21 protein-coding genes are annotated in these 22677 nt (G+C 71.2%); 10 read left to right on the top strand and 11 right to left on the bottom strand.

Features of this window, described 5'->3' with window-relative positions; all coding sequences use genetic code 11:
- Window positions 1-69 precede the first annotated feature (69 nt).
- Window positions 70-936 (bottom strand): alpha/beta fold hydrolase, encoded by an 867-nt coding sequence (locus DT073_RS05085; RefSeq protein WP_124292402.1) that lies wholly within the window; start codon window positions 934-936, stop codon window positions 70-72.
- Window positions 937-1484: 548 nt separating this feature from the next.
- On the opposite strand from DT073_RS05085, the gene DT073_RS05080 reads away from it, so the two are divergent.
- The gene (locus tag DT073_RS05080; protein WP_240638777.1) at window positions 1485-1916 is read left to right on the top strand and encodes a MarR family winged helix-turn-helix transcriptional regulator; all 432 of its coding nucleotides are present in this window, start codon (window positions 1485-1487) and stop codon (window positions 1914-1916) included.
- Window positions 1913-3277 (top strand): MFS transporter, encoded by a 1365-nt coding sequence (locus DT073_RS05075; protein ID WP_124292401.1) that lies wholly within the window; start codon window positions 1913-1915, stop codon window positions 3275-3277. Before DT073_RS05080 ends, DT073_RS05075 begins: the two co-directional genes overlap by 4 nt.
- 18 nt (window positions 3278-3295) lie before the next feature.
- Here the strand turns inward: DT073_RS05075 and DT073_RS05070 are convergent, their stop codons facing one another.
- Window positions 3296-4744, bottom strand: a complete 1449-nt coding sequence (locus DT073_RS05070) for an MFS transporter (RefSeq protein WP_164478149.1) — start codon at window positions 4742-4744, stop codon at window positions 3296-3298.
- Window positions 4745-4838: 94 nt separating this feature from the next.
- Between DT073_RS05070 and DT073_RS05065 the strand changes: the two genes are divergently transcribed.
- The gene (locus DT073_RS05065; protein ID WP_124292399.1) at window positions 4839-5768 is read left to right on the top strand and encodes a hypothetical protein; all 930 of its coding nucleotides are present in this window, start codon (window positions 4839-4841) and stop codon (window positions 5766-5768) included.
- Here DT073_RS05065 and DT073_RS05060 read toward each other — a convergent pair.
- On the bottom strand, window positions 5760-6059 hold the full coding sequence (locus tag DT073_RS05060) for a hypothetical protein (RefSeq protein ID WP_124292398.1): 300 nt from the start codon (window positions 6057-6059) through the stop codon (window positions 5760-5762). The two genes, DT073_RS05065 and DT073_RS05060, sit on opposite strands and share 9 nt — an antisense overlap.
- A gap of 3 nt (window positions 6060-6062) precedes the next feature.
- Entirely contained in the window at window positions 6063-7301 is a 1239-nt protein-coding gene (locus DT073_RS05055; RefSeq protein ID WP_124292397.1) for an amidohydrolase, read from the bottom strand.
- Between the two features lie 158 nt (window positions 7302-7459).
- Between DT073_RS05055 and DT073_RS05050 the strand changes: the two genes are divergently transcribed.
- On the top strand, window positions 7460-9112 hold the full coding sequence (locus DT073_RS05050) for an MFS transporter (protein ID WP_124292396.1): 1653 nt from the start codon (window positions 7460-7462) through the stop codon (window positions 9110-9112).
- The gene (locus DT073_RS05045) at window positions 9109-9288 is read left to right on the top strand and encodes a hypothetical protein (protein ID WP_124292395.1); all 180 of its coding nucleotides are present in this window, start codon (window positions 9109-9111) and stop codon (window positions 9286-9288) included. The genes DT073_RS05050 and DT073_RS05045 overlap by 4 nt, the downstream gene beginning before the upstream one ends.
- Window positions 9289-9380: 92 nt before the next feature.
- Here DT073_RS05045 and DT073_RS05040 read toward each other — a convergent pair whose 3' ends face one another.
- A complete protein-coding gene (locus DT073_RS05040) occupies window positions 9381-10076 on the bottom strand; it encodes a class I SAM-dependent methyltransferase (protein WP_124292394.1) in 696 nt (231 codons plus the stop codon).
- 95 nt (window positions 10077-10171) lie between these two features.
- Here DT073_RS05040 and DT073_RS05035 point away from each other — a divergent pair, with 95 nt between their 5' ends.
- A complete protein-coding gene (locus DT073_RS05035) occupies window positions 10172-11653 on the top strand; it encodes a dihydrolipoyl dehydrogenase family protein (RefSeq protein WP_240638776.1) in 1482 nt (493 codons plus the stop codon).
- Window positions 11654-11663: 10 nt separating this feature from the next.
- Here DT073_RS05035 and DT073_RS05030 read toward each other — a convergent pair whose 3' ends face one another.
- Window positions 11664-12293: a CDP-alcohol phosphatidyltransferase family protein gene (locus DT073_RS05030; RefSeq protein ID WP_124292393.1), complete on the bottom strand. Its 630-nt coding sequence runs from the start codon at window positions 12291-12293 to the stop codon at window positions 11664-11666.
- A complete protein-coding gene (locus DT073_RS05025) occupies window positions 12286-13050 on the bottom strand; it encodes a TVP38/TMEM64 family protein (protein WP_124292392.1) in 765 nt (254 codons plus the stop codon). The genes DT073_RS05030 and DT073_RS05025 overlap by 8 nt, the downstream gene beginning before the upstream one ends.
- 93 nt (window positions 13051-13143) lie before the next feature.
- On the opposite strand from DT073_RS05025, the gene DT073_RS05020 reads away from it, so the two are divergent.
- From DT073_RS05020 to DT073_RS05005, 4 genes are read left to right on the top strand one after another with little or no spacing between them, the layout of a single operon-like run.
- Window positions 13144-14382: an ABC transporter substrate-binding protein gene (locus tag DT073_RS05020; RefSeq protein ID WP_124292391.1), complete on the top strand. Its 1239-nt coding sequence runs from the start codon at window positions 13144-13146 to the stop codon at window positions 14380-14382.
- Complete coding sequence (locus tag DT073_RS05015; RefSeq protein ID WP_240638775.1) at window positions 14379-15257, top strand: ABC transporter permease subunit; 879 nt, start codon at window positions 14379-14381, stop codon at window positions 15255-15257. The genes DT073_RS05020 and DT073_RS05015 overlap by 4 nt, the downstream gene beginning before the upstream one ends.
- Complete coding sequence (locus DT073_RS05010) at window positions 15254-16138, top strand: ABC transporter permease (RefSeq protein WP_205783031.1); 885 nt, start codon at window positions 15254-15256, stop codon at window positions 16136-16138. The genes DT073_RS05015 and DT073_RS05010 overlap by 4 nt, the downstream gene beginning before the upstream one ends.
- Window positions 16135-17286: an ABC transporter ATP-binding protein gene (locus DT073_RS05005; protein WP_124292390.1), complete on the top strand. Its 1152-nt coding sequence runs from the start codon at window positions 16135-16137 to the stop codon at window positions 17284-17286. Before DT073_RS05010 ends, DT073_RS05005 begins: the two co-directional genes overlap by 4 nt.
- Before the next feature lie 296 nt (window positions 17287-17582).
- Here DT073_RS05005 and DT073_RS05000 read toward each other — a convergent pair whose 3' ends face one another.
- The 4 genes from DT073_RS05000 to DT073_RS04985 all read right to left on the bottom strand — a co-directional run bounded on the left by DT073_RS05000 (window position 17583) and on the right by DT073_RS04985 (window position 22625).
- Window positions 17583-19064, bottom strand: coding sequence for a radical SAM domain-containing protein (locus DT073_RS05000; RefSeq protein ID WP_124292389.1), 1482 nt, complete (start codon window positions 19062-19064; stop codon window positions 17583-17585).
- A gap of 119 nt (window positions 19065-19183) precedes the next feature.
- Window positions 19184-20029, bottom strand: a complete 846-nt coding sequence (locus DT073_RS04995) for a transglutaminase family protein (RefSeq protein WP_124292388.1) — start codon at window positions 20027-20029, stop codon at window positions 19184-19186.
- Complete coding sequence (locus DT073_RS04990) at window positions 20026-20958, bottom strand: alpha-E domain-containing protein (protein ID WP_124292387.1); 933 nt, start codon at window positions 20956-20958, stop codon at window positions 20026-20028. Before DT073_RS04990 ends, DT073_RS04995 begins: the two co-directional genes overlap by 4 nt.
- On the bottom strand, window positions 20952-22625 hold the full coding sequence (locus DT073_RS04985) for a circularly permuted type 2 ATP-grasp protein (RefSeq protein ID WP_124292386.1): 1674 nt from the start codon (window positions 22623-22625) through the stop codon (window positions 20952-20954). Before DT073_RS04985 ends, DT073_RS04990 begins: the two co-directional genes overlap by 7 nt.
- Between the last annotated feature and the right edge of the window lie 52 nt (window positions 22626-22677).

Here is a 22677-nt window from a genome sequence, read left to right as displayed (position 1 = left end):
TCCTGCGACGACGGCGCGTTTCTCCGACGACGGCGACGGGCCGGCGACGGGCCGGCGACGGGCTGCGGCTCAGTCCCGCGCGGGAAAGCGCGGGTCGAGCCACGCCAGCAGGTCGGCACGCACCTCGGCCTGCACCACCTCGTTGAAGATCTCGTGCCGCGCGTCGGGGTAGACGAGGGTGGTGACATCGGCGAACCCCGACCGTTCGCGGTAGGCCGCGGCGAGGCGATGGACGCTCCGCGGACCGCCCACGGTGTCATCGCGCCCGACCATCAGCAGCACGGGGATGTCATGACCGGCCGCTTGCGCGAGTCCGCGGCCCGGGCGTTCGAACAGCCGTGCGGAGTCGATGAGTCCGAACAGCTTCCGCAGCGGCGTCGTGGTCGTCAGCGGATCGTCGAGGAAGTCACGACCGACTTCCGCGTCGGATGACAGCCACTCGACCCCGGTCGCACCCTCCCCGGCCCACGGCGCGTTCAGGTCGCCGGGATTCAGCGACCCGGGCCACATGAGCGCCGAGCCGCTGAGGACGAGGGCGTCGTAGGCATCGGGGTGACGGTTGAGCAGCATCTGCGCAAGGAACGAACCCCACGAGTGCCCGAGCAGGATCAGCGGCAGGTCCGGGTGGGCGTCGCGGATGAGCTCGGTGAACTGCCAGACCGCGTCGCGCGTGGCCGGCATGCCCCCGGGACCGAGCCGGCCGAGTCGGGAGTGGTCGCCGTCGTGCTGCCGCAGGCCCGTGCGACCGTGCCCGCGGTGGTCATCGGCGTACACGGTGTACCCCGCGGTGGTGAGCGTCTGCGTCAGGCGCGTGTAACGTCCGGCGTGCTCGCCGACGCCGTGCAGCAGCTGTACGACGGCCCGAGGCGCGGGCGTCTCGGCCGGGTGGACGTCGTAGACGATCGCGATGCCGTGTGCGTCGATGAACTCGGGCATGGCTTGAGCCTAGCCGCGGCACCCGCCCGCGCATCCCTCGCGCTCGCGCACCGCCCCTTCCCACCCCTCCATTCGTTCGTTCGTTCGTCGGAGGCGTACGACGTGACCCCCCTTTGGCGTACATCTGCGACGAACGAACGGCTTGGAAGCGGCGGGCGGGGGTTGTGTCCACCGGCGACTGCGCGCCTCGCATCCTGCGCACCGCCCCTTCCCGCTCGCCCCTCGGGCGCGACGCTCCCCGCCGCGCCCCCGCCCCCTCCCTTCGTTCGCTCGTCGGAAATGTACGGCGGAACCCCCCTTTTGCGTACATCTGCGACGAACGAATCGACGTGGGGGCGACCCGTGGAGCGGAGGCGTGGGAGCGGCGGCGTGGGAGCTACCGGCGTGGGACCGACGGCGTGGGACCGACGGCGTGGGAGCGACGGGGGACGAACGGGCCGCTGCGCAGGGCACGGGAAGAGCCGTCGCGACGCGAGCCCGTGCTGCCCGGCGGTCTTCGCACCGACTCCAACACTTAGCAAGACTAATGAGCTAGGCTAAGGAATAGCATGAGCACCCCCGAAAACCTGTCCGACGAGGCATCCGACTTCCGCATGGCGACCTTCCGCCTCGCCCGCAGGCTTCGCGCGGAACGCGCGATCGACAGCATGAGCGACGGGCAGTTCGCCGTGCTCGCCGTGCTGAAGATGTTCGGCTCGCACACCCTCGGCGAACTCGCCGAGCGCGAGCGGGTCACCGCACCCTCGATGAACCGGACGGTCAACTGCCTCGAAGAAGCCGGGTACCTCACCAGGACTCCGGATGACACCGACCGACGCAAGGTCAACATCACCCTGACCCCCGCCGGCCGCGAGGTCGTCGACGAGACCGTGCGCCGCCGCGACGCGTGGCTCGAGCAGGCTCTCTCGGAGTTGACGCCGGCCGACCGCCGCCTTCTCGCCGAAGCCGCCGACCTCATGCGGAAGGTGGCCGACCGATGAGCGCGATGTTCCGTTCGTTCTCGATCTTCAACTACCGCGTGTGGTTCATCGGCGCGCTGGTGTCGAACATCGGCCAGTGGATGCAGGCCACCGCCCTCAGCTGGGTGGTGCTCACGCAGCTGACCGACAACGACGCCGCGGCGATGGGCGTGACGATGGCCCTGCAGTTCGCACCCCCGCTGCTCCTCGTCGGCGTCACCGGCTGGGTCGCCGACCGGTTCGACCGGCGGAGACTGCTCGTGGTGACCCAGAGCCTCCTCATGGTGCTCGGCATCGTCATCGGCATCCTGCTGCTGGTCGGCGTGATGACGCTGTGGCTGATGTACGCCTTCGCGCTTGCACTCGGCGTCATCGCCGCGTTCGACAACCCCGCCCGGCAGGCTTTCGTCTCCGATCTGGTCGCACGCGAGAACGCCTCGAATGCCGTGGCACTGAACGCCGCGTCGTTCAACGGCGCCCGGATGATCGGACCCGCCGTGGCCGGTATCGTCATCGTCGCCGTCGGCACCGGGTGGGTGTTCCTGCTCAACGGCGCCACCTTCCTCGCGATGATCGTCGCGCTCGCCCTCATCCGCCCGCACGAACTCATCCCCCGGATCAAGGCGCCCGGCGCCTCGCGGCTCGCCGACGGCTTCCGGTACGTGGCCCGCCGCCCCGACCTCATCGTGACGTTTTCGATGGTGTTCCTCCTGGGCGCGTTCGGAATGAACTTCCCGATCTTCGCCTCGACCATGGCGCTGGAGTTCGGCCGGGACGCCGACGGGTACGGCCTGCTCAGCTCGATCCTCGCGATCGGGTCGCTGTTCGGCGCCTTGCTGGCGGCACGCCGCGACCGGGCCCGCATCCGCGTCGTGATCGGCGGCGCGCTGCTGTTCGTGGTGGCCGCCGTCGTCTCGGCATTCATGCCCGTCTACTGGTTGTATGCCGTGACGCTCATGTTCACCGGCTTCGCCGTCGTGACCATGCTGACCACCGCGAACGGATACGTGCAGACCACGACCGACCCGGCCCTCCGCGGTCGCGTGCTGGCCCTCTACATGGCGATCCTCATGGGCGGCACACCGATCGGCGCGCCGATCGTCGGCTGGGTGGCCGCGGAGTTCGGCCCCCGCGCCGCGATTCTGCTGGGCGCGGGCGCGGGCTTCGTCGCCTTCGCGATCGGTGCCACCTGGCTCATCGTCTCGGGACGCCTGCACCGCCGGGAGAACGCCCGCTTCCGCCTGACGATCGACGAGACCCGCCCGCTGTCGGTGGTTCAGGCCTCGCCGGAGGAGTTCAGCGACGAAGTCGCCGAAACCACGCCGATCGCGCTGCCGATCGGCGACAAAGGCCGACCGGCCCCCGCCCGGCGCGCCGGCTGACCCCGCCTGCGCAGACCGCTACCCGATCACACCCACGAGATCGGCATCGCCCGCGGCATCGCGGATCACCTGCTCGCGACGCACCTGGTGTCGGAAGAGAATCGTCGCCGCGGCGGCGAGAAGGCACCCGCCGGCGATGATCGAGAGCGTGGCGAAGAGGCCGAGCTCTGCCTGCAGGATCGGGAAGAAGAAGGTGCCCACCGCCGCGCCGGCCTTCCCCGCGGCGGCACCGAAACCCGCGCCCGCGCCGCGCACCTCGGCGGGGAACGCCGCGGTCGGCATCGCGAAGGTGGTGGCGTTGGGTCCGCCGTTCATGAACAGGTTGAACGCGGCGAACGCGAGGAAGATGACCGCCACCTGCACCGGTGACGGCGCCACGAGCTGCGTCGATCCGAGCGCGAGCAGGGCCACCGCCATCACGACGAACCCCACCGACTGCATGAGGATGAGTCCCAGACGCCGGACCAGCAGGATGGCAGCGGCGAAGCCGACGACGAGGAACAGGTCGAGCACGGCGGCGCCCTCGGTCGAGGTGATGTCATCGGCGATGAACGGGGTGCTCGCCGAGGAGCCGAGCGCGAGTGCGGCGATGATCGTCGGGGTGAACACACCGACCCCGTAGGTGGCGATGTCCATGAAGAACCACGGCACGGTCGTGAGCGCGGTCGCCTTCCGGTACTCGCCCGCGAACAGTGCGCGCTTGCGCACGGTCGGCACGATCCCCGTCGCGCGCACCAGAACGGGGTGATCCGCCGAGGGCGAGACATCCCGGATCTCTGTCTCGACGACCTGGCGCCCGGCGAACCGGCTCATCACCGCGGCCGCCTCGAGGTATCTCGCCTGGGAAGCCAGCCAGATCGGGCTCTCCGGCACTCCCCGGCGGAGGGCCACGATGATGACCGCCGGGACGATGCCGGCCGCCAGCATCCATCTCCAGGCCTCGGGGTGCGGATCGACGGTGAGGACGACGAGCCCGACGAGCGCACCCAGGAGCTGCCCCACGGCCTGGAAGCTGAAGGCTCCGATCAGCAGCCTCGGACGCAGCCGCCCCGGTGAGATCTCGGCGACGTAGCTCGCTGCGATCGGGTAATCGGCGCCGATCCCCACCCCGAGCAGGAACCGGAAGGCGATCAGCCACCAGATGTCGGGGGCGAGGGCGGAGGCGACGGCGAAGACGACGAACATGCCGAGGTCGATGCGGAACGCGAGCTTCCGCCCGATGCGGTCGGAGAGCGGCCCCATGATCGCCGCGCCGAAGATGGCACCCACCACCGCGGCGCTGGTGAGAAGCCCCGTCTCGAGCGGGGTGATCCCCCAGTCGGCGACGATGAGCGGCACCGCGACACCGACGATGAAGAAGTCGAAGCCGTCGAGCAGAATGCCCATGGCCGACAGCCACCACACCCGCCGGTGGAGGGGGCCGAATCTCAGCCGGTCGAGGAATCGAAGGGCCGCGCGCTCTCGCATGCCCGCATCCTGTCGACACGTCATGGCCGCGCGGGGCTCCGACACGTGAATGGGGGGTGAACGATCACACCTCGGCGCCTGAGAGGATGTCGGGATGCGTGCTTCCGGTCAGCCGAATCCCCCGTCTCCGTCGGGACGCACACCCGCGCGCTCGAACTCGGGAGCCACGACCGGATCGAACGAGCCGAACCCGTTCCCGCCGCTCCGGCACGTTCTGAGCAACCCGTTCGTCCTCACCGTGACGGTGCTCGCGGTCATCCTCACCGTCGTGTCCACCGTGTTCGCCGCCGCCGATGCCGACGGAGACGCTCTGATCGGCAACGGCATGTTCGCGGGTCCGATGCTCGCGACGTTCGCCGTGGTGACGCAGGTGCTCTGGCGCCGCGGCGGCAACGTACTCGACACGCTCCGTCGCACGATGGTCTACAGCCCGGTGGTCGCCTTCCTCACCGCCGCCGCGGGATTCGTCACCACGTGGGTGCCGTCCGTGGCCGGCGCGATGGCCTCGTCGCGTCGGCCGAGCGGCTTCCACTACTGGTTCGAAGAGCCGCACCCGTTCGTGCTGCCGTTCCTCGCCGGCTGGTTCCTCGGCATGCTCGCGGGGCTTGTCGCGACCCTCCTCGTCGTGCTGATCTTCGCCTACCGCCGGCCCCGCGACTTCGCCGCGGCGAACATGAACGACCTGTCGCCGAAGCACGCCGTCCGGGTGCGGCGGGCGAACATCGCCCTCGCGTGGCTGCTGATCCTCGTCTTCCTCGTCCCGACCCTCATCGTGTGGGGCGCGGAGGAGGCGCGCGCGGGGTCGATCCTCGAAGCCGCGCAGAACACGCTGCTGTTGTTCACCGATCCGGGCTCGTACCTCGCCGACGCGGCGTGGATCGTCGGCCTCGCGCTCATCCCGGTCGGGATCGGACTGACGATCTTCATCGTGCGCACGCAGCGCGTCGACCGCGCTGCGCGTCGCGCGGCCGGGGTGCCGGTCGGACTGAGCGCGCAGGATGACGACGCGGAGCGCTCAGCCTGAAGTGAATCGGCCTCGCCCGAAAAACAGGATCGGGGCGCGGTAGTGCAGGGTCGGCGGGTCGGCCGCGGAGAGGATCACCTGCGCGTCACCGAATCGCCAGCCGCGGGCGAAGAGGTAGACGCCGAGCTCGACAGGCTCGTCCGCCGCCACCTGCCAGGTGCCCGCACCCCACTGGACCGGCTGCCCGCGGCCTCCGATCACCAGAGTCGGGCGGATGCCGGCCCACAGCGTCAGGGCCGGTCTGCCGAGGGTCAGCTGGATGCGCCGGGTCGCCGGCGGCGTGGCATCCACTCCTCAGGCCATCCACGAGCGTCGGCCGAAGCGCTCCCAGCGCTCCACGACCCGCGGGGCGGAATCGTCGCCCGCGGGCTCGAGCACCGGCGCGCCTCCGATGAAGACCTGCTCGACGGCCGAGTCGACGTCGAGCGGATCGCCCGACCAGACGACGACGTCGCCGTCGAGTCCCTCGGCGAGCGCCCCCACCCGATCATCCAAGCGGAGGATCGATGCGGGGTTGACGGTGAGAGCCTCGAGCGCCGTCCGAGGGGCGAGACCTTCGCGGACGGCGAGGATCGCCTGCAACCGGATCTGCTCGATCGGCACCACGGGGTGGTCGGTGGTGATCGCGACCTTCACGCCGGCGGCGGCGATCAGCGCCAGGTTGCCGATCGCCCGGTCGCGCAGTTCGACCTTCGAACGCGACGTCAGCATCGGTCCGAAGATCACCGGGATGTCCTTCTCCGCCAGCACGTCGGCGATCTTGTGCCCCTCGGTGCCGTGGTTGACGACGAGGCGGTACCCGAACTCCTCCGAGAGGCGGATCGCGGTGGCGATGTCGTCGTGGCGGTGGCAGTGCTGGTCCCACAGCAGGTCGCCCTCGAGGACGGACGCCAGGGTCTCCTTGCCGAGATCGCGCTCGAACGGCTCGCCCTTCGTCGCCGCGGCCGCGCGCTTCTCGGCGTACGTGCGCGCCTCGACGAACGCCTGACGCAGCACCGCCGCGACCCCGAGGCGGGTCGAGGGCGTCTGCTTCTTCTCGCCGTAGACCCGCTTGGGGTTCTCACCGAGGGCGGACTTGACCGACACGTCGTGCGCGAGCACCTGCTCGTCGACCGTGCGGCCACCCCAGGTCTTCATGGCCACCGTGCGCCCGCCGATGGGATTTCCCGATCCGGGCTTGATGACCGCTGTCGTCACCCCGCCGCGGAGCGCGTCGCGGAAGCCGACCTCTTCGATGTCGATGCCGTCGAGCGCCCGGAAGCGGGCGCCGTTGGGGTCGGTCATCTCGTTGGTGTCGTTGCCCGACCATCCCTCGCCGTCCTCGTGGACGCCGAGGTGTCCGTGGGCCTCGACGAACCCGGGGAGCACCCACTTCCCCGTCGCATCCACGACGCGGGCGCCGTCGGGAACCTCGGTCTCCGCACCACCGACGGCGGTGATGACACCGTCGACGACGACGACCGTCCCCCCGTCGATCGGGTCCCCGACGACGGGGACGACGTAACCACCGGTGATCGCGAGTGCGTCAGACATCCCTCCACCCTAGGCGCGCGGCGCTGCTCTGCCGCCGCTCGTCCGAGACGGCAGGTTTCCGCCGAGACCGACCACGTCAGGTGTCGTCTCGGCGGGGAGGTGGTGTCTCGACGCCCCACGAAGCTTGACTCGAAACAATAACTAGATAATCTAGCGATATGGCAGATCTGTCGCGCCGCCGGTGGGCGGGCCTGGTGTTCATCAGCATCGCGGTGTCGCTCATCATCGTCGACTCCACCATCGTCAACGTCGCCATCCCCGCGATCGTCGACGACCTCGGCATCTCCTCCACCGAGGTGCAGTGGGTCCAAGAGGCCTACACCCTCGTCTTCGCCGCGCTCCTGCTGGTCTTCGGCAGCGTCGCCGATCGCATCGGCCGGAAGCGGATGCTGCTGATCGGCGTGGTCATCTTCGCGGCATCCTCGATCCTCGCCGCCCTGTCGACCTCGGGCGGCATGCTCATCGCCGCGCGCTTCGTCCAGGGTGTGGGCGGGGCGATGATCCTGCCGACGACCCTGTCGCTCATCAACGCCACCTTCCGGGGTCGCGAGCGGGGCATCGCCTTCGCAGTGTGGGGGTCGACGATCGGCGGCATGGCCGCCGTCGGCCCGCTCCTCGGCGGCTGGCTGACCACCGCGTTCTCGTGGCACTGGGCCTTCGGCATCAACATCCCCCTCGGCATCCTCATCTTCGTCGGCGTGATGGTGACCGTCGCCGAGTCGCGCGGCACCGACACCCGCCGCACCGACGCCGTCGGCGCCGTGCTCTCGGTGATCACGATGGCCGCGCTGGTGTTCGGTCTCATCGAGGGGCGCAACTACGGCTGGTGGACGACGGACGGCTCGATCGAGCTCGCCGGGATCACCTGGCCGTGGGATCTTTCCCCCGTTCCCATCGCCCTCGCGATCGCGGTGCTCGGGCTCATCGCCTTCATCGCGTGGGGTCTGCGACGCCGGCGGCTCGGGCGCTCGACGCTCCTGAGCTTCGACCTCTTCCGCATCCCGTCGTTCCGCAACGGCAACATCGCGGCGACAATCGTCTCGCTCGGCGAGTTCGGCGTCATCCTCGCCCTCCCGCTCTGGCTGCAGTTCGTGCTGGGCTTCGACGCCCTGCAGACGGGGTTCATCCTCCTCGCGCTCGCGATCGGATCCTTCGTGGCGAGCGGCCTCGCCGGCGCCGCGAGCGGGAGGGTCGCGCCGGTGTGGGTGGTGCGGTTGGGCCTCGTCGCCGAGATCATCGGCATCGGCGGCCTCGGGTTCGTCATCACCCCCGACGCGAACTGGGTGCTCCTGCTTCCCTTCCTCTTCGTCTACGGCCTGGGGGTCGGTCTCGCCACCGCGCAGCTGACCGGGGTGGTCCTCGCCGATGTGCCGGTCGCCGAGGGTGGCCAGGCGTCGGGCACGCAGTCCACCGCGCGCCAGGTCGGTGCGGCACTCGGCATCGCGGTGCTCGGCACGATCCTCTTCACCAGCACCTCCGCCGCCCTCACGGCCTCGCTCGATGACCAGGGGGTCCCGGCCGCGCAGCGCGATCAGGTCGTCTCGTCGGTGGTGGACAGTGCCGGGGGCGCGATCGCAGGCTTGCGTGAGAATCCCCAGACGGCTCAGATCGCGGATGCCGCGGCGGAGGCGTTCTCGGACGGCACCCGTTACGCGACGTGGGCGGCCGCCGGGTTCCTCGTGATCGGCCTCGCCGCCACGGCATCGCTGGGGAGCGGTGCCGGTGGGACCGGCGGGCGGTCACGCACCGATGAGGAGGCCGGCGCAAGCCCTGCGAGCGATCGGGTGCCCGGGCCTACCGTGGAGACATGAGCGAGCATCACGACCGTCCCGACGAGCACGACCAGACCGACGAGACCCCTGTCGGCGAGACCTCCGGCGACGGACCCGCCGGCGGCGACGAGAAGACCGAGAACCGCCTCGAGGCTGACAACGCCGTCGAGGAGGATCAGATCCGCGCCCTCGACCCCGACGCACCGACCGGCTGACTCCGTTGCGGTGACGCATGGCGGGCAGACCCGCCCGGCGGCGCCTCATCCCCCACCCTGCGACACCTGCACCACGGGTCTTGCATCCGTGATCACGATCGGGTGGCGGGAACGTCCTCTCCGGGCAAGCGACCGACGGCCGCGACGATATGGCCACCGCGCACCGTGACCTCGCGCACCGAACCGGGTGCGGCGTCGCGCGCGACGAAGCGCCACGTTCGGGCATGGATGTCGGCACCTCCGAGAGCACAGGCGAGGTGCGCGAGCGGCGCGAGGATCCGCCAGCGTCCGGTCGGCGGTTGCATGTCGACCACGGCAAGAACGCCCCCGGGCCGCACGAGCGTCACCGCCCGTCGCCACGCGTCGGCGGCCCCGCCGCGCATGACGCTCAGCACATAGGTCGACAGCACCGCATCGACGGCGCCCGCACGCCCACGCCCGGTGGCCTCGGCGACCCGCGCCCGCACGTCCTCGACGTCGAGCTCGGCCGCGTCCGCCTCGATGAGCGTGACGTTCGTCCACCCCTCGCGGCGCACCCGCTCCCGCGCGACGGCGAGCATGTCGGTGCTGCGGTCGACGCCGACGATGCGCCCGCGGTCGCCGACGGCGGCGTGCAGCAGCGGGAAGTTCAGGCCCGTGCCGCAACCGAGGTCGAGGACGACGTCCCCGGCCCGCAGATCCATGAGCCCGATCCCGGCGACCCGACCCGCCCGGTAGACCCAGCGCTCCCCCGAGAGCAGGTCGTACCACCGAGCGCCGGCGCTGTAGCGGCGGAAAGGCCTGGCCATCGGTTCTCCTCGGATCGGGCGGCGCGAGTCGAGCCGGTGACCTCGATGATGCCACCGGCGGCCCACCCCTCGGGCCGCCGCGTAGGCTGACGCCCGTGACCTCCCCGTCGTCTCGCCGCGCCCGCATCCTCTCCCCCGCCGACGCGTCCGGCGACTGGGATCTCGTCGTCATCGGCGCGGGGAGCGCCGGCCTGGTGGCCAGCCGGACCGCGGCCTCCCTGGGCGCACGCACCCTCCTGATCGAGGCCGCGCGGTTCGGCGGCGAATGCCTCCACACCGGCTGCGTCCCCTCGAAGGCCCTCATCGCGGCCGCGCACGCGGCCCACACCGCCCGTACCGCCTCACGCCTCGGCGTCGAGGTCACGGGGGTCACCGTCGACTTCGCGCGGGTGATGGCCCGCGTCCGCGCTGCGATCGCGCACATCGAGCCCGTCGACGCCCCCGAGGCCCTGGTGGCCAAGGGCGTCTTCGTGCTCACCGGTCGCGCGCGGTTCACCGGCCCGACGGAACTCGAGGTCGACGGACACCGCCTCCGGTTCCGCGACGCGGTCATCGCCACCGGCAGCCACCCGGTGACGCCGGACGTGCCGGGCGCCGCCGATCTACCGATCCTCACCAACGAGACCTTCTGGGATCTCGAGCGCCGGCCCGAGACCCTGCTCGTGCAGGGCGGCGGACCGATCGGGTGCGAGCTCGCGCAGGCGATGGCGCGCCTGGGCACGCGGGTCACGCTGGCGCACCGGGGCGAGCGGATCCTTCCCCGGGAAGATGCCGCGGCGAGTCGGATCGTCCACGACGCCCTCGTCCGCGACGGCGTCGACGTCCGGGTGAACACGACGGTCACGGCGCTGACGCCTGTCGGACCCGCTGGTGCCGGCACCGCGCACCTCTCGGACGGAACGGAGGTCGCCTTCGATCGGATGCTGGCGGCGCTCGGCCGTCGCGCCGCCGTCGAGGGCCTGGGGATCGAAGAGGCGGGGGTGCGCCTCACGCCCGACGGCGACATCGAGGTCGACCGCACGCTGCGCACCTCCAACCCGCGCATCCGCGCGGCCGGCGACGTGACCCCGCTGCCGCGGTTCACCCACACCGCGGGCTTCTTCGGCAGCACGGCGGCGACGAACGCCGTTCTCGGTCTTTCGCGCAGGGTGGATGTCGCGGCCGTGCCGCGGGTGACCTTCACCGCCCCCGAGGTCGGCGCGATCGGCGTCGCACCCGCCGATGCCCGCACGCAGGGTCTGCGTGTCGTGACCACGGAGCATGACGACGTCGACCGCGCCATCGCCGACCACGACACCGCCGGGCACACCACGCTCGTCATCGACCGCCGCGGACGGCTGCGCGGCGCGTCCGTCGTCGGCCCCCGCGCGGGCGAAGTACTCGGGGAGGTGACGACCGCGATCGCCGCGGGAGTCTCGGTTCGTGCCCTCGCGAGCACGATCCACGCCTACCCCACCTACGCCGACGCCGCCTGGAACGCCGCGATCGGCGCCGCGCAGGACGGCCTCGATCGCGGAATCGTCGGCCGCGGCATCCGATTCCTCCGGCGGCGGCACGCCCGCCGCGCAGCGCTCTGACCCGACCCGGTCAGCGCAGTGCCCGGTAGCCGACGACGATCCGCTGCGTCGCGCTGAGCCCGACGATCACCGCCCACACCACGGCGATCTCGGCCGCCCAGAACGGCAGGATGAGCCACAGCGCGTGCACCGCGATGGTCTCGGTCGCCTCGGCGAGCCCGCCGAGGAACGACAGCGAGCGACCGTCGTCGATGCGGCGCCCGGCCCGCTCGGCGATCGACGAGAACGCCAGGAATGCAGTGCCGTTGACGTAGTAGGCCAGGAGCACGAGCAGGAACGGCCACCACGGCGCTCCGCCGGCGGCCGCTCCGATGGCGACCCCCACGACGGTCGCCCCGTAGACGACGAAGTCTGCGGCGATGTCGAGGAAGCCGCCCGCGTGGGTGCCGCCCCGCGCCTCCCCTCGGGCGGCCGCTCGACGCCGCGCGAGCGTGCCGTCCAGACCGTCGACGACACGGGAGACGAGCCAGAGCACCAGCGCCGGGATCCACAGCTGGAACGCCGCGCCCACCGCGGAGGCAAGACCCAGGACGAGTCCGGCGACGGTGAGACGGTCGGGCGTGATCCCCGGCCGGTCGAGCAGAGCCGCGAGGGCTTCGAGTGGCCGCGCGAGGCGGGGTCGCAGCGCCGCATCAAGCATGCTCGGCCCCCCGTCCGCTCCGGTCTTCCAGGCCGGTCGCCGCTCTCTGTTCGGAGCCGGCGGGAGCATCGGATGCCGCGCCGGCGGCGCGCGCACGCACGCGGCGGCGCTGCACGACCACCCCGGCGGCCGCCCCGATGAGGGACAGCGCGCCGAGCGCCCCCAGAGCGACCCAGAAGAGCGGCCCTGCCTCGATGCCGAACGCGCCGAGCGCGACGTAGGCCGCCGTGCCGGGGATGATGCCGACCGCGGTCGCGGCGGCGTAGGCGGGATATCTGACGCCGGTGAGGCCGGAGGCGTAGTTCAGGGCGGTGAACGGCACGACCGGCACCAGGCGGAGCCCGAGGATCGAGAGGAACCCACGACGCTCGAACAGGTCGTCGATGGCGGCGGCCCGACGTCCCATCAGCCGCGCGACGGCGTCGCGTCCGAGCAGCCGCGACGCCCAGAAGGCCAGTGTCGCCCCCAGGAGCGCCCCGGCGTAGACGGCGAGCACCCCGACGCCGAACCCCCACACCACGCCCGCACCGATGCTCAACACGCCCTTCGGCACGGGAGAGAGGGTGAGCAGCCCGTAGATCGCCGCGAACGCCACGAGACCGGTCCACCCGAGGTCGCCGAACAGGGCGCGCAGGCCGTCGACATCGAGCGGGGGCAGCAGCAGTCCAACCGAAACCGCCGCGGCGACGAAGACACCGAGAGAGATCAATCGGATGATCGCACCCCGGGAAACGCTGCGGCGATTTCGCGTGATCATGCGCCTCTCGTCGTCTGTGCTCTCGTCGGGGTTTCGGTCGGTGTGGACCCGCTCACGATAGCCGAGGCCCGAACACCTGGAAGGATCACTGCAATGAACCTCGTATCCCGCCGCCGGCGTCTCGCCGTCGCCGCCCTCGTGCTCCCCGCGCTGGCCCTCGCCGCGTGCTCCGCCCCTGCAGCCCCCGGCGGCGAGGTGCCCGACAGCTGGGATCAGGTCCTGGCCGATGCCGACGGCCAGACGGTGCAGCTGTGGATGTACGGCGGAGACGATCAGGGCAACGCCTACGTCGACGACATCCTCGCCCCGGCCGTCGCCGAGTACGGCGTCACCCTCGAGCGGGTGCCCGTGACCGACACCCGCGACGCCCTCAACCGCGTCTTCACCGAGATCCAGGCTGGACGAGACGACGGCACCGTCGACCTCATCTGGGTCAACGGCGACAACTTCCGCACCGGCAAAGAGGCCGACGCGTGGCTGTGCGGGTGGACGGATCTGCTGCCGAACATGGCGAACACCGATCCCGAAGACCCGCTGCTGCTGTCCGATTTCGGCACCGAGGTCGACGGGTGCGAGGCCCCCTGGCACAAGGCGCAGTTCACCCTCGTCTACAACGCCGACACCGTCACCGACGTCCCCACGTCGATGGCGGAGGTGCTCGAGTGGGCGGAAGCCAACCCCGGACGATTCACCTACCCCGCGCCGCCGGACTTCACCGGCTCGGTGTTCGTGCGCGAGGTGCTGGCCAGCGTATCGGGAGGCGCCGACGAGGTGCCTGTCGACTTCTCGCAGGTGGCGTTCGATGAGCTCACGCCGGCGCTGTACGACCGCCTGACCGATCTCGCGCCGAGCCTCTGGCGCGGCGGCGACACGTATCCCGCGAATGAGGCCGAGCTCGGCCAGCTCTTCGCCGACGGTCAGGTCGACATGATGATGACCTACGGCCCCGCCACCCTCACCGGACTCGTCGCCGACGGCACCTACCCCGCCGGGACGAAGGTGCTCGAACTCGCCGACGGCACCGTCGGCAACGCCAGCTTCCTCGGCCTTCCCGCCAATTCGAACGCCGTCGCCGGCGCGATGGTCGTCGCGAACGAGTCCCTGTCGGTGCAGCAGCAGGTCGCCAAGGCCGAGCCCGAGGTCTGGGGACAGTTCACCGTCCTCGACATCGAGGGCCTGGAACCGGGCGATCGGGCGCTGTTCGACACGCTGCCCGCCTCGCCGGTGGTGCCCCCGTACGAGGTGCTGTCGAAGAACGCCCACGCCGAGCTCGCCGCCGAGTGGGTTCCCGCCATCGACGAGGGGTGGCGCACGGAGGTTCTCGGCCGGTGACGCTCACCCCGCTGGTCGCCCGTCCTGCGCAGTCCGCCCGGCACCGCCGGGCGGGCGCGCTGATGGTGCTTCCGGCAGTGGCGGCGACCGCGCTCGTGGTCGGCGGAGGCCTCGGCGCGACCGTGCTGCAGAGTCTCGGGCTCCTGCCCGTCGTCGGTGAGGCCGAGCTGTCGTTCGCGGCCTATACCCGTGACCCCGACGCGCTCTGGGCGGCGGTCGGCGTGTCGTTCTGGGTGGCCGGAGCCTCGACGCTCATCGCCGCCGTCATCGGCATGGCCGCCGCCGTCGTGATCGTCTCGGGTCGCTGGGGCGGGCGCGTCGTTGCTGCGCTCGGAGCCGCGACGGTCACCGTCCCCCACCTGATCGGCGCCGCCGCGATCGGGCTGTTGCTCGCCGACGGGGGAATGCTCTCGCGGATGCTGGGGGTTCCGCCCGAAGCCTGGCCGGCGTTCGTCGGCGGCCCCCTCTGGCTCGCGGCCATCGCCGAGTTCGCGTGGAAGGAGTCCGCCTTCATCGCGCTCGTGGTCACGGGCACCCTCGCCACCCGCATCGCGCGGTACGACGAGAGCGCCGCACTTCTGGGAGCAGGACGCTGGCAGCGGTTCCGTCGCGTCTTCCTTCCCCTCACCGCGCCGACGCTGCTGATCTGCTCGGCGATCAGCTTCGTCTACGCCCTGGCCTCCTACGAGGTGTCGTGGCTCCTCGGCCGCACCTACCCCGAGCCGCTTCCCGTCCTCGCGGTCCGGCTGTTCCAAGGTGTCTCCCTGGATTCGCGGCCCGACGCCGCTGCCGTCGCCGTCGTCACCTCGGCGATCGCGCTGGCCGTCGTGGCCGGCACGTTCGCGATCCTGCGGCGAACGGCGGTGTGGCGATGAGTGCGGGGACGGCCTCGTCCGGATCGACCCTGGTCGTCTCGCACGGCGCCGGCCGGGCGGTGCGTCTGGCCACCGGCATCCTGCTCATCGTGTGGTTCGCCCTTCCGTTCCTGCCGCTCGTACTCTGGGCCGGCGCCGACCGCTGGTCGTTCCCCTCGCCGCTTCCGACGGCGTGGGGCACCCGGGGTCTCGTCGCGGCGGAGGGGTTCGGTGCGGCCCCCGCCTTCGTCACCTCCACCGTCCTGGCGGTGACGGTCGCCGCGATCGCCACCCCGCTCGGCGCTCTGGCCGCCCGCGCTCTCACCTTCGGCAGCGTGCCGTGGCCCCGCGCCGTCGCGGCGCTGCTTCTGTCGCCGATCGCCTTGCCGCCCTTCGCCGCGGTGCTCGGGGTCAACGTGGTGCTGCTGCGCACCTACGTGCCCCCGGTCGCCGGCACCGTGCTGGTGCTGGTCGTCCTCGCCCTCCCCTACACCGCGTTCGTGATGCGCACCGCGTACGGCGCCTACGACATGTCGTACGAGGAGAACGCCCGGCTGCTCGGGGCGTCGCGCCGCGACGTGCTGCTGCGCGTGCAGGTGCCGCTGTTGGCCCCCGCCTTCGCGCGCGCGGCTTTCCTGGCATTCCTCGTCGCCTGGAGCGACTATCTCGTCACCGTCATCGTCGGCGCCGGCGAACTGGTGACGCTCCCCCTCGTCGTCGCGGGCGCCGCAGCCGCCGTCGGAAACGACGCCGCCGTGGCGGTCATGTCGCTCGCGGCCATCATCCCGCCCATCGTCCTTCTGCTGGCAACGGTGTCGCTCGGGCGCCGTCGGCCGACGCCGACCGCATCCACGCCCGCCGCAAGCACCAGCTCGCCCACCCCGGAGAGGATTCCGGCATGACCGCCTCACTCACCCTCGACGCCGTCTCCAAGCGCTTCCGTGGCGCGCCGACGACGGCGGTCTCGGACGTCACCCTTCACGTCGCGGCAGGGTCGTGCACCGCCGTCCTCGGCCCGAGCGGGTCGGGAAAGAGCACGCTGCTGCGGCTCGTCGCGGGGCTGGAAGCCCCCGACGCCGGGCGCGTCCTGATCGACGGCCACGACGTGGCGGGCGTGGCCGCCGAGCGCCGCGGCGTGGGGATGGTGTTCCAGAAATCCCTCCTCTTCCCCCATCTCTCGGTGCTCGACAACGTCGCGTTCTCGGCGCGGGTGCGGGGCGAGTCGCGACGCACGGCCAGATCCCGTGCCGCGGAGTTCCTCGAGATGGTGCAGCTGCGCGGTTTCGGGACGCGCCGGGTCGACGAGCTCTCCGGCGGGCAGGAGCAGCGCGTGGCGATCGCCCGGGCCCTCGCCGCGGAGCCGGCGGTGCTCCTGCTCGATGAGCCCTTCAGCGCCCTGGACCCCGCGCTTCGCGCCGACATGCATGCGCTTCTTGACGAACTGCGACTGACCGTCGGCCCCACGATCCTGCTCGTCACACACGATCGAGACGAGGCCTCGAGGGTCGCCGACCGCATCGCCGTCCTCGATGGCGGCGTGCTGCAGCACGAGAGCGACATCGCGGGGGCGTACCGCGCGCCGACGTCGGTGCGGGTCGCCGAGCTGATGGGGGCGCGGAACCTCGTTCCGGGCGTGATCGCCGGCGGAGTGCACACCAGCGCCCTCGGCGAGATCCCGGTCCCGGATGCCGCGGTGTCCGGCCCCGCCGTGCTCATCGTCCGACAGGAGGACGTGCAGGTGCGGCGTTCCGCGGAGGCGCCGACATCGCAGCATCCGCTCGCCGGCCCCGGCCGGCCGGGCCCTCGTGCGGATGGCGCCGGACGGGCGCCACTTGCGGTGGAGACGGTCACCCCGGCACCCGCGCAGGAGGCGCGGTGGAGCGGAACCGTCGAGTCGGCCCGCGCCTCGGGCGCGCGGATGGATCTCACCGTCCGCGTGACACCGACGGTGCTGCTGCACGCCGAGGTCACCGCGGCCGGAGCACCGCGGCTGGGCGAGCGCGTCGACCTTACGATCCCCACCGGCACCGCGCACGTCGTCGCCGGCTGACCCGCCCCCGGCGCGCCCGCGCCAGCGCCACAGCGCGCCACCTTCCGGCTCCCCCGACGACATCGGCCCCGAATCGTCCCGCCACGGGGCGGAACGTGACGGGGGAAGCCTTCTCGCGCCCGCGCCACCTTCCGGCTCCCCCGACGACATCGGCCCCGAATCGTCCCGCCACGGGGCGGAACGTGACGGGGGAAGCCCGCGCCCGCGCCACCCTCCGGCTCCCCCGACGACATCGGCCCCGAATCGCCCCGCCGCGGGGCGGAACGTGACGGGGGAAGCGAAAAGGGGGCGGCGGGTCAGGCGCCGGCGCGGCCGGTGCTGCGCACCGGCGTCAGACCCGACGGGCGGGAGACGACCGACGGCGACACCGCACCGGCAGCACCGGCGCCGACGAGCGGCAGCACGCGACGCAGCTCGACGTTCTCGAGCGGGTCGAGCACGCTGTGCTGGACGCATGCCGGCACAAGTCGGCCGTCTTCGGGGTGCGCCATGGCATACATGCACGATCCGAGGCGCTCCTGCGTCTCCTTCAGCACCGGGTCATCGGAGACGACGCCCTTCTCCATGAGCTCCCACGCCGGCGCCACCTGCTCGGCGTCCATGAAGTTGTGCACGACGAACGTCTTGAACGACAGCTTCCCGCGACGGGCGGCACGGAGGATGCGGCGAAGACCACCGGCACGACGCACGACCCGGCGTGCGAGCCCGATGAGGGGCGGGATGTCGCCGGGGTGCGCGAGCGCGGCGCGGGCGACCTTGATGGCGAGCACGGGCTTGGGCACATCCCCGAACACCATTCCGCCGTGGTGGGCGAGGAATCGGTCGCGGGCGGCGATGTCCTTCGGGTCCTCGGGGTCGAGCAGCGGCGCGAAGACGCCACCGACCCGCACCCCGACCGTGGAACGGTTGCAGCGGGGGTCGCCGAACTGCGTCGCCTGCCAGGGCAGCTTCTGCCCGGCGCCCTTCTCGATGCGCTCCCAGACCTTGTCGATCGTGACCTCGCCGAAGTCCTCCCGCCAGCGCCGGTCGTCGCCGATGAAGGCGGCGGGCTGGAACGACATCATGTCGTACGGCATCTCCAGCACGGCGCGCGTGACCTCTTCGACTTCGTCGACGTTGGAGGGCGTGACGGTCATATTGTGCGCGAGGTAACGGTTCACCCCGTGGTCGCGCTTGAGATCGACGAACATCCGCGCGAACTCCTCGCGGAACGGGTGGAGTTCCGCCTCGCTGCGGGGCCGCACCGCCCCGCGACGGCCGCGCATCAGCGAGTCGAAGTGGGCCGCGAACGACACCTTGTCGAATCGCGGACGGCCCTCGTCATCGAGGACGACGTCGAGGAGGTAGTCGTAGTCGAAGTCGCCATGGGTCATCGACATGGGCTCGCGCCCCTGGGCGCGCATCGCCAGCAGCGCTGCGGCGTGGTCGGCTGCCGGAAGGAGGCTGACCTCGCCGCCGATCAGCTGCGCGTGGGCACGCGGGCCCCGGATGCGACGGAGATACCGCATCTGCTCGTCGACGTTGTCGACGGTGTGCGCGCCGTCGATGCGCACCTTGTTCGCGTCGGCGGAGTGGTAGCACGGCGAGCAGGTGAGGTTGCACTTCGGGAAGACGCCGTGGGTCCCCTCGCATCCGACGGCACAGCGACCGAGCAGCTGATTGTCGGTCTGCGCGTGCGGCGGAAGCTCTCGCCAGCGCTTCTCCAACGCCGCCTTCGACTCGGGATGGATCGGGCGCGTGGCCAGTTCGAACTCGCGCAGACTCTGCCGGAAACTCATTGGTCCACCCTGCCGTGTCGTCGTCGTCACGTTCGGCGCCACGGCGCGAGAACGCGGAGGCGGTTTCCGCCTCGATGGTGTTTCGTCGCGATCCGCGGATCGGATCGACGCTTTGAGGGTCACATCTCCCGCGTGATGGTGACCTTCACGTTGAGCTGACTCTTGAACGGCCCCGCGTACACCCCGCGCAGCGGCGGCACGTCGTTGTAGTCGCGGCCCCGTCCGACGAGCACGTGGCGATCGCCGATCTCGATGTTGTTCGTGGGGTCGAATCCGTGCCAGTCGCCGGCGAACCACTCCACCCAGGCGTGCGACTCGCCCGTGACCGCGACACCGACCTCCGCGTCGGGCCGGGGGTGCAGGTAGCCCGAGACGTAGCGCGCCGGGATCCCCACCTCGCGGAGGGCACCGAGGGTGATGTGGGTGATGTCCTGGCAGACGCCCTTGCGCGCCGTCCATGCATCGCTCGCAGTGGAGTGCACTCCGGTGACGCCGTGCATGTACTCGACGGCGTCGCCGACGGCGATGGAGATGGCGTGGGCCGCTTCACCGGGATGGGTGTGCTCGGCGGCGATCGAGCGGGCGAGCTCCGCCACCTCCGGGTGCGGCCGGGTGCGTGCGGTCTGACCCAGCTGCTCGATGGTCGCCACCGAGGCCGCTGCCTCATCGCCGAGCCCGTGCCAGGTGAGGGGCGTGTGCGCGATCGGACGCGACCGCACCTCCACGAGGGAGCGCGCGGTGATCTGCAGTGCCGCGTGCGGCGAGAGCACGTCGAACGACGCCACACGCGTGCCGAAGTAGTCGACGTAGTGATTGACGGATGTGGACGGCTCGATGTCCAGCGAGGAGTTCAGGACGAACTGGCTGTCGGTCGATCCCGGCAGCATCCGCGCCTCGTTGTAGGACGCCGAGACGTTCCCCTGGTAGGAGAAGCCGGTCGAGTGCTCGATGCGGAGGCGCTTCACGAGATCTCCCCGATCCAGCTCGGCTCGGCCTGCGTGGGGAAGAACCGCGACTTGATCGCCTCGGATGCCTCGCGCGTCACCTTCTGCACGCGCTGCATGTGATGCGGAAGCTCGTTCAGGATCTCGCTGACCGGCCGGTACTCGAGGTCGTTGCGGATGCGCCCGAGCGCGCGGAGCACGGTGTTGGAGTGCCCCACGCGATCGGCGCGGGGATCGATGGCGCTCATGCATTCCTCTGCGAGCTGGATGGAGTAGATGATCGAGCGGGGGAAGAGCCGGTCGAGCAGCAGGAACTCGGCGGCGTTGCGCGCGCTCGGCATGCCCCGGTAGGTGCGCAGGTACGCCTCATAGGCACCGCACGAGCGCAGGATGGTCGTCCAGGACGGACCGGATGCCTCGGTCAGCGACCTCGTCGCGAGCAGACGCGCGGTCATGTCGGTGCGCTCGATGCTGCGTCCGAGGGTGAAGAACTGCCAGGCCTCGTCGCGGCTGGTGGAGGAGTCGACGACGCCGACCGCGAGCGCCGCGCGCTCGCGCACCCACTGGAAGAACTCGTGCACCTTGTCGCGCTGGAGGCGCCGCGGCATCCGGGCGCTGGTGGTGTTGAGGGTCTCCCACAGTTCGGTGGAGACGATCTCGCGCGCACGGCGGGCGTTCTCGCGGGCCGCCGAGATCGAATAGGCGATGCTCGCGGGGTTCATCCGGTCGACCGCAAGACGCTGCAGCACGTCATCGCGACCGACCCGGTCTGCACCCTCGAGCGGGTACGAACCCATCACGCTCAGCAGGGAGCGGCACGCGGTGTCCTCGTCGATCCACGGGTCTTCGAGCAGCAGCTGGAGGTGGACGTCGAGGATGCGCGCGGTGCCGTCGGACCGCTCGATGTACCGCCCGATCCAGAACAGCGATTCAGCGATGCGGCTCAGCATGCGTCATCCCTCCCCTGCTGCTGCTGCTCCTGCTGCTCGGTGCGCGTGCGCGGGCGGTCCTGGGGCGAGTGGGTCACCTCGTCCTGCTCGTCGTAGATGATCGGGATGGCGGCGGTGACCGTAGCCGCCTGATCGGCGACGAGCCCGGCCAGGCCCGCCCCCTGCCCGTACTCGACGTGCGACGGCGCGGAACCACCGACGATCCAGGTGTCCTTCGAGCCGCCGCCCTGGCTGGAGTTGACCACGAGCTGCCCCTCGGGGAGCGCCACGCGGGTGAGCCCGCCGGGGAGCACCCAGACGTCCTCACCGTCGTTGACCGCGAAGGGCCGGAGGTCGGCGTGGCGGGGACGCATCCCGTCCTCGACGAGGGTGGGGATGGTCGAGAGCATGACCACGGGCTGGGCGATCCACCCTCGCGGATCGGCGAGCAGTCGGTGGCGGAGCGCCTCGAGCTCGGCCGGGGAGGCGTCGGGACCGACGACCAGGCCTTTTCCGCCCGACCCGTCGACGGGCTTGACCACGAGCTCGTCGAGGCGGTCGAGCACCTCTTCGAGCGCACCCGGATCTTCCAGCCGCCAGGTGTCGACGTTCTTCAGGATCGGCTCCTCGGCGAGGTAGTACCGGATCAGGTCGGGCACATAGGTGTAGATCAGCTTGTCGTCGGCGACCCCGTTGCCCACGGCGTTGGCGATCGTGACGTTGCCGAGTCGTGCGGCGAGCATGAGCCCGGGAGCCCCGAGCATCGAGTCCGCGCGGAACTGCAGCGGGTCGAGGAAGTCGTCGTCCACCCGGCGGTAGATGACGTCGACGCGCTTGGGCCCGCGGGTCGTGCGCATGAACACCTTGCCGCCGATGCAGAGCAGGTCGCGCCCCTCGACGAGCTCGACGCCCATGAGGCGGGCGAGGAGGGTGTGCTCGAAGTACGCCGAGTTGTACACACCGGGGGTCAGCACGACGACGTTCGGCTCTTCGACCCCGGGCGGGGCCGAGGCCCGCAGCGCCGCGAGGAGCTTGTTGGGATACTCCCCGACCGGCCGTACCCGCATCGAGACGAAGAGCTCGGGAAGGGTCTGGGCCATGACGCGGCGGTTGGAGATGACGTACGAGACACCCGACGGGACGCGCACGTTGTCTTCCAGCACCCGCATCTCGCCGTTCTCGTCGCGGATGAGATCGATCCCCGAGACCTGGATGCGCACGCCGTTGGCGCTGTGGATGCCGGCGGCCTGCCGGTAGAAGTACTGGGATGACGCGATGAGGCGCGCCGGGAGGACCCCGTCGCGCACGCAGTGCTGATGACCGTACGCATCGTCGAGGAACGCCTCGAGAGCCCGCACGCGCTGCTTCACCCCCGCCTCGATGCGCGACCACTCGTCGAAGGCGATGATGCGCGGCACGGCGTCGAGCGGGAAAGGCCGTTCTTCACCGGCGAAGTCGAAAGTCACGCCCTGGGCGAGATAGGAGCTCGCGAGCGATTCGGTGCGCCCGCGCAGCTCTTCCTGGGTCATCTGCGCCAAGGCCTGGTGGAGCTCGCGATAGGCCTCCCGCGACTCCGCCCCCGCCGAGCCGTTCCGCGACACCGCGAACATCTCGTCGAACGGGGCGACCCCCGCGGGCGACCGACGGGGCGTCAGCGTGGCACCGTAGCCGTCGAACAGGTCACCCATGCCCCGAGCCTAGTCCGGGGCGTGTTGCCGCAGTGTTTCGACCCGGCCGAAG

Source organism: Microbacterium sp. ABRD28, from assembly GCF_003850245.1.
Lineage (GTDB): Bacteria > Actinomycetota > Actinomycetes > Actinomycetales > Microbacteriaceae > Microbacterium.
This window is presented reverse-complemented; position numbering and strand designations above follow the sequence as displayed.